The organism is Microbacterium sp. B24 (assembly GCF_000333415.1).
Lineage (GTDB): Bacteria > Actinomycetota > Actinomycetes > Actinomycetales > Microbacteriaceae > Microbacterium.
The window spans coordinates 1-6,752 of sequence record NZ_BADB01000443.1 but is presented as its reverse complement, the minus strand read 5'-3'; the positions used below and the strand labels follow the sequence as shown (position 1 = coordinate 6,752).

5 protein-coding genes are annotated in these 6,752 nt (G+C 69.5%); all 5 read left to right on the top strand.

What is annotated here, in order from left to right; translation table 11 throughout:
- Nucleotides 1-662: ABC transporter permease (locus I5I_RS13200; RefSeq protein WP_374699921.1), on the top strand; the 662-nt coding region annotated here is incomplete at its 5' end.
- On the top strand, nucleotides 659-1,384 hold the full coding sequence (locus I5I_RS13195) for an L-ribulose-5-phosphate 4-epimerase (RefSeq protein WP_051039629.1): 726 nt from the start codon (nucleotides 659-661) through the stop codon (nucleotides 1,382-1,384). The genes I5I_RS13200 and I5I_RS13195, both read left to right, overlap by 4 nt.
- Nucleotides 1,381-2,979, top strand: a complete 1,599-nt coding sequence (locus I5I_RS13190; protein ID WP_036320593.1) for a xylulokinase — start codon at nucleotides 1,381-1,383, stop codon at nucleotides 2,977-2,979. The genes I5I_RS13195 and I5I_RS13190 overlap by 4 nt, the downstream gene beginning before the upstream one ends.
- A 50-nt stretch (nucleotides 2,980-3,029) precedes the next feature.
- On the top strand, nucleotides 3,030-4,532 hold the full coding sequence (gene araA / locus I5I_RS13185; RefSeq protein WP_036320591.1) for an L-arabinose isomerase: 1,503 nt from the start codon (nucleotides 3,030-3,032) through the stop codon (nucleotides 4,530-4,532).
- A 44-nt stretch (nucleotides 4,533-4,576) separates the two neighbouring features.
- Nucleotides 4,577-6,724, top strand: a complete 2,148-nt coding sequence (locus I5I_RS13180; protein WP_051039628.1) for an immunoglobulin-like domain-containing protein — start codon at nucleotides 4,577-4,579, stop codon at nucleotides 6,722-6,724.
- The last annotated feature ends 28 nt before the right edge of the window (nucleotides 6,725-6,752 follow it).

Here is a 6,752-nt window from a genome sequence, read left to right as displayed (position 1 = left end):
GCTCGTCGTCGGAAGGACGGGCTCGTCGCCAACGCCGCGAAGTACCTCGGCATCCAACCCGTCATCGGCATCGACCCGCTGCCCGGCGTCAATGCCGGGGTGCTCGTCCCGCACACCCCGGCTCTCCGATCCTGCTGCTGGCCACGGACTTCAAGCTCATCGACGGCCCCAAGACCAACGATCTCGTCCTCACGCCCGGCTTCTTCATCGCCGTCGTCGTCGTGATCGCCGCGGTCTTCTTCCTGCACCGCACCCGCACGGGACGCACGATCTACGCGATCGGCGGTGCCGAGTCGTCGGCCCAGCTGATGGGCCTGCCCGTGGCCCGCACGCGGGTTTGGATCTACATCCTCAGCGGCGCTCTCGCCGGCCTTGCCGGAGTGGTCTACACCGCAGAGGTGGGCGGCAAAGCGCAGAACGTCACCGGCATCGGCTGGGAGCTCGACGCGATCGCTGCGGTCGTGATCGGCGGCACGCTGCTCACCGGCGGCGTCGGCTACGTGCTGGGTTCCGTGGTGGGCACGCTCGTGCTCGCCGCCCTGTGGATGATCATCACGAAGGACGGCTCGATCAAGCCCGAGTACCTCACGATCATCACTGGCGGCATCCTCCTCGCCTTCGTGCTGCTGCAGCGGGTGCTCACGAAGCGGAGGAGCGAGTGAGCGCGCCGGCAGGGGGCCGTGTGATCGACCAGCACCTGCAGGAGCGCATCGACGCCGTCCGCGCCGATGTGGCCGCGCTGCACGCGGAGCTCGTGCGGTACGGCCTGGTGGTCTGGACGGGCGGCAACGTCTCTGGGCGCGTGCCGGACAGCGACCTCTTCGTGATCAAGCCCTCGGGCGTCTCCTACGACGACCTCGCCCCCGAGAACATGATCCTCTGCGACCTCGACGGCGCCGTCATCGCGGGAACGCCGGGCAGCGACCGCAGCCCGTCCAGCGACACCGCGGCCCACGCGTACGTGTACCGACACATGCCCGAGGTCGGCGGTGTCGTGCACACCCACTCCGACTATGCGGTGGCGTGGGCGGCGCGCGGCGAGGAGATTCCCTGCGTCATCACGGCCATGGCCGATGAGTTCGGTGGGCCGATCCCGGTCGGGCCGTTCGCCATCATCGGCGACGACTCCATCGGCCGCGGCATCGTGGACACGCTGCGCGGGCACCGCAGTCGCGCAGTGCTCATGCAGAACCACGGCCCCTTCACGATCGGCGTGAACGCCAAGGATGCTGTGAAGGCCGCCGTCATGTGCGAGGACGTCGCCCGGACGGTGCACATCGCGCGCCAGGCCGGCGAGCTGATCCCGATCCCGCAGGACAAGATCGACGCGCTCTACAACCGCTACCAGAACGTCTACGGGCAGGGAACGGACGAGCGTCGATGAGCGGGGAAGCGGCGGACGCGATCCGCACGGGTCGCACGAGTCTCGGCATCGAGTTCGGCTCGACGCGCATCAAAGCCTGTCTCGTGGGTGCCGAAGCGCCCGCGAGCGTGCTCGGCGTCGGCTCGCACGCGTGGGAGAACAGACTCGAAGACGGCCTGTGGACCTACCCGCTGGAAGCGATCTGGGAAGGGCTGCAGGCCGCGTACGCCGACCTCGTCGCCGATCTCGAGCGCACCCACGGCGTGACCCCCGAGACCGTGGGATCGATCGGTGTGTCGGCGATGATGCACGGCTACCTCGCCTTCGACGAGGCGGGCGAGCTGCTCGTTCCCTTCCGGACGTGGCGCAACACGAACACCGCCGCAGCGGCGGCGGAGTTGTCCGAGCTGTTCGGGGTCAACATTCCGCTGCGCTGGTCGATCGCGCACCTGCGCCAGGCGGTCATCGACCGAGAGTCACACGTGTCGCGAGTGGCCGCCGTCAACACGCTCGCCGGATACGTCCACGAACGCTTGACCGGTCGTCGCGTGCTCGGCGTCGGTGACGCATCGGGCATGTTCCCGATCGCCGCCGGCACCGCCGACTACGACGAGCGGCTCATCGCCCGCTTCGACGCGCTCGCACCGGGAGAGATCCCCCCGCTTCGTGCGCTGCTGCCGCAGGCGCTGCCCGCCGGTGCGGACGCCGGCGCCCTCACGGTGGACGGTGCGGCGCTGCTCGATCCGAGTGGTCGGCTGCGACCCGGCATTCCGCTGTGTCCGCCGGAGGGCGATGCGGGCACGGGGATGGTCGCGACCGGGGCCGTCGCGCCGCGCACCGGCAATGTCAGCGCCGGCACCTCCATCTTCGCGATGGTCGTGCTGGAGGGCCCGCTCGCCGCCCAGCACCACGAGCTCGATCTCGTCACGACCCCCGCCGGCGACCCCGTCGCGATGGTCCACTGCAACAACGGCGCCAGCGAGCTGGCGGCGTGGGCGGGGCTGTTCCGTCGGTTCGCGGCGGCATCCGGCACACCGCTGGACGACGACGAGGTCTTCGGCGTGCTGCTGCGCGAAGCTCTGGACGGCGACGCCGACGCGGGAGGCCTGCTGGCGTACAACCACCTGGCCGGTGAGCCGATCGCCGGCCTCACGGCGGGGCGCCCGCTCTTCGTGCGCACCCCGGAATCGACACTCAGTCTCGCGAACGTCATGCGCGCACAGGTCTATGGCGTGTTCGGCACGCTCGCCCTCGGCATGCAGGTGCTCGCCGCAGAGGGCGTGGCGCTGGATCGCATGTACGCGCACGGTGGGGTCTTCCGCACGGCCGGGGTCGCGCAGCGCTTCCTCGCCGCGGCGCTGGATGCGCCGGTCGCCGTGGGAGAGACCGCCTCGGAGGGCGGGGCGTGGGGCATCGCCGTCCTGGCGGCGTTCCGCCGCGCTGTGGCCCAGGGGCGCGACCTCACGCTGGGCACCTACCTCGACGAGACCGTGTTCGCGGATGCCGCGGCATCCGTCGTCGAGCCCGTTCCCGCGGATGTCGCGGGATTCGCCACCTACCTCGACCGCTACCGAGCCGGCCTCGCCGTCGAGGCGGCGGCCGTCCACTCACTCTGAGGACGCCTCGATCTTCGAGGCTTCTCACACTCACCGACCGGAAAGACATCATGACCCTCTCCACCTCTCTCGAGAACTACACCGTTTGGTTCGTCACCGGCAGCCAGGGGCTGTACGGAGAGGAGACCCTGCGCCAGGTCGCCGCGCAGTCCCAGCAGGTGGCGGCGGGCCTGAGCGCCCTGCCGGTGCGCGTCGAGTGGAAGCCCGTGCTCACCGATTCGGACTCCATTCGGCGCCTGGCGCTCGACGCCAACAGCGACGACTCGGTGATCGGCGTCGTCGCCTGGATGCACACGTTCAGCCCGGCGAAGATGTGGATCGCAGGTCTCGACGCCCTGCAGAAGCCCCTGCTGCACCTGCACACGCAGGCGAACGTCGAGCTGCCCTGGGAGGACATCGACTTCGACTTCATGAACCTGAACCAGGCCGCCCACGGCGACCGAGAGTTCGGCTACATCCAGACGCGCCTGGGCGTGGCGCGCAAGACGGTCGTCGGGCACGTCTCCAACCCCGCCGTTCTCGGTCAGATCGAGCAGTGGCAGCGCGCCGCCGCCGGGTGGCAGGCCGCGCGCACGCTGAAGCTCGCCCGCTTCGGTGACAACATGCGCTACGTCGCCGTCACCGAGGGCGACAAGACCGAGGCCGAGCTCCGTTTCGGCGTGCAGGTGAACACGTGGGGCGTGAACGAGCTCGTGGATGCCGTCGCGGCGGCATCCGAGGCCGACATCGACGCGCTCGTGCAGGTGTACCTCGACGAGTACGACGTCGCCGAGGAGCTGCTGCCCGGTGCCGAGCGCCACCAGTCGCTGCGCGACGGCGCCGCGATCGAGGTCGGTCTGCGGACGTTCCTGGAAGCCGGTGGCTTCGGTGCCTTCACGACCTCGTTCGAGGACCTCGGCGCCCTGACACAGCTGCCCGGGCTCGCCGTGCAGCGCCTGATGGCCGAGGGATACGGCTTCGGCGCGGAGGGCGACTGGAAGACCGCGATCCTCGTCCGCGTGGCCAACGTCATGGGCGCGGGGCTGCCCGGCGGAGCGAGCCTCATGGAGGACTACACCTACGACCTGGTCGCGGGGGACGAGAAGATCCTCGGCGCGCACATGCTCGAGGTCTCGCCCTCGCTGACGACGCAGAAGCCGCGGCTGGAGATCCACCCGCTCGGCATCGGCGGCAAGGACGACCCCGTCCGCCTCGTCTTCACGGCCGACCCGGGCCCGGCCGTCGTGGTCGCGATGAGTGACATGCGCGATCGGTTCCGTCTCGTGGCCAACGTCGTCGAGAACGTCGAGGCCCCCGACCTGCCGAAGCTTCCCGTCGGGCGCGCGATCTGGAAGCCGGCCCCCGACTTCGCCACCAGTGCCGCCTGCTGGCTCACCGCCGGCGCCGCCCACCACACCGTGATGACCACCGCCGTCGGCATCGAGGTGTTCCGCGACTTCGCGGACATCGCCGGCACCGAGCTTCTCGTCATCGACGAGGACACGACCGTCCGCGGATTCCAGAAGGAGTTGCGCTGGAACCAGGCGTACTACCGCCTGGCCCAGGGCCTCTGACCCCGACCTCACCACCCCCACCCGAAACAAGAGGAACTCTCTCGATGATGAGATCAACACGGATCCCGCGCGCCTCGGCGCCCGGGCACACACCGCGTCGAGCACTCGCCGCGACCGTTGCCGGCGTTCTCGCGCTCACCGGCGTCGGCCTGGCCGCGCCGAACGCGGCATCCGCCGCCGACGTGCCGGCCCCGAGCGCCCACTACGACATGTCGCACAGCGGATCGACGCTGCTCGACGTGTCGGGCAACGGTCGCAATGCCACGCTCACCGGACTGACCGACGCCTCCTTCGCGGATGCCGCGGGCGACGCCGTGCTGCGCTTCCGCGCCGACGGCTACGCGTCGTTGCCGTCCGGCCTGATCACCGGATCGGACAACAACTTCACCGTCGAGTACACGGTGTCCACCCAGACCTCCGCCAACCACTTCGGATGGGTCATCGGCGACGGCGTCGGCCCGTGGAACACCACGCAGCTCGGCAACCACATCTTCCTCAGCCCGCGCTCGGCGCAGGGCGGCTACACCGACCAGGTGCTGGCGGCGATCCGCGTCAAGAACGGCAACAGCAACGGCGAGACGCGCATGCCGGCCGGCGGCGGCCTGAACCCGGGCTTCACGACCCTCACGATGGTCGGTTCCGGCAACACGCTGACGCTGTACCGCGACGGGCAGCAGATCTCGACCCTCACCCACTCGCTCTCGTTGAGCTCGATCATCCCGACGGGTGCGGTGATGGGTTACCTGGGCCGCTCGCTGTACCAGGGCGACCCGCTGCTGCGCGCGGACGTGTCGGACGTCAAGTTCTGGGATGTCGCGCTGACGTCCGGCGAGGTGTCGGCGAGCATGCCGACCGCCGAGCAGAAGAAGGCGACCACCGCGGCTCTGCTGCGCGGAGACGTGTTGGCGCAGATGCTTGGCGCGAACTCCGCGCTGACGAACGTCACGTCGAATCTGACCCTGCCGGCGACGGTCAACGGCGTCGGCCTGACGTGGTCGTCGTCTGCGCCCTCGGTCGTCTCGACCTCGGGCGTGGTCTCGCGCGCGATCTCGTCCGACACCCCCGTGACGCTGACCGCGGTCAGCACGCTCGGCTCGACCATCACGTTCGACGTGACCGTCATCGCACCGACCGTCTCGGCCGACCTCGACGCGATCGTCCTCGCGAACCGCACCACCGAGAACCTGCCGCTGGCGACCACGGGTGCCGTCAACGGCGCGGCCATCACCTGGACCTCCTCCGACCCGTCTCTGGTGACGGCGACCGACGCGGGGTACACCGCGCCCGCCGTCGGGCTCGCCGACCCGTACCGCGGTGGTGGCATCGTCACCCGACCGGCGTACGGCGCCGGTGACCGTGAGGTGACCCTCACGGCGCACGCCGTCCTCAACGGCATGCACGATGAGCGCACCTTCACCGTCACGGTGGCCGAGCACGGTCGCACCGCGCCCGACGCGGGCTACGCCGCGGCCTACTTCAAGTCCGACAGCGACGAGAAGATCTACCAGGCGGCGACCAGCGGCAACGATTTCTTCACGTTCTCGCCGGTCAACGGCGGCAACCCGGTCATCACCTCGACGACCGACACGAAGGGCCTGCGCGACCCCTACATCCTGCGCTCGAAGGACGGCGACAAGTACTACATGGTCGCGACCGATCTGTGCATCGGTTGCGGCACCGGCTGGGGCCCCGCCCAATCCGCCGGCAGCCTCAAGATCGAGGTGTGGGAGTCGACGGACCTCGTGAACTGGAAGCGCACCAACGGCGAGGACAGCGGCATCACGGTCAACCAGCCCGCTGCGGGGATGACCTGGGCGCCGGAGGCGTACTGGGACGACGCGCTCCAGTCGTACGTCGTGTTCTTCGCGTCGCGGCTGTACTCCGACGCGAGCCACACGAACAACGACAACCTGTATGCGCGGATGTTCGCTGTGCTCACGCGTGACTTCCGCACCTTCACGGCACCCCCGGCGAGCTGGCAGGACACGGGATACGCCCGTATCGACTCGACCGTCACGAAGATCGGGGACTACTACTACCGCTTCACGAAGAACGAGGAGGGTGGCGCCGCCGGCCCGCTCGAAGCAGGGAAGGACATCTTCCTCGAGCGCTCGAAGGTGCTGACNGCTCCGACACGGTATCCAGCTGGACGGCGACCCGTCGACCACTGGCAGCTGCTGGAACGCACATGACCTCGCTCGAGACGGGTCAGGCCGGTGA

Coding starts and splice junctions, on each gene's coding strand:
- araA (WP_036320591.1), top strand. CDS start 3,030: ATGACCCTCTCCACCTCTCTCGAGAACTACACCGTTTGGTTCGTCACC.
- I5I_RS13190 (WP_036320593.1), top strand. CDS start 1,381: ATGAGCGGGGAAGCGGCGGACGCGATCCGCACGGGTCGCACGAGTCTC.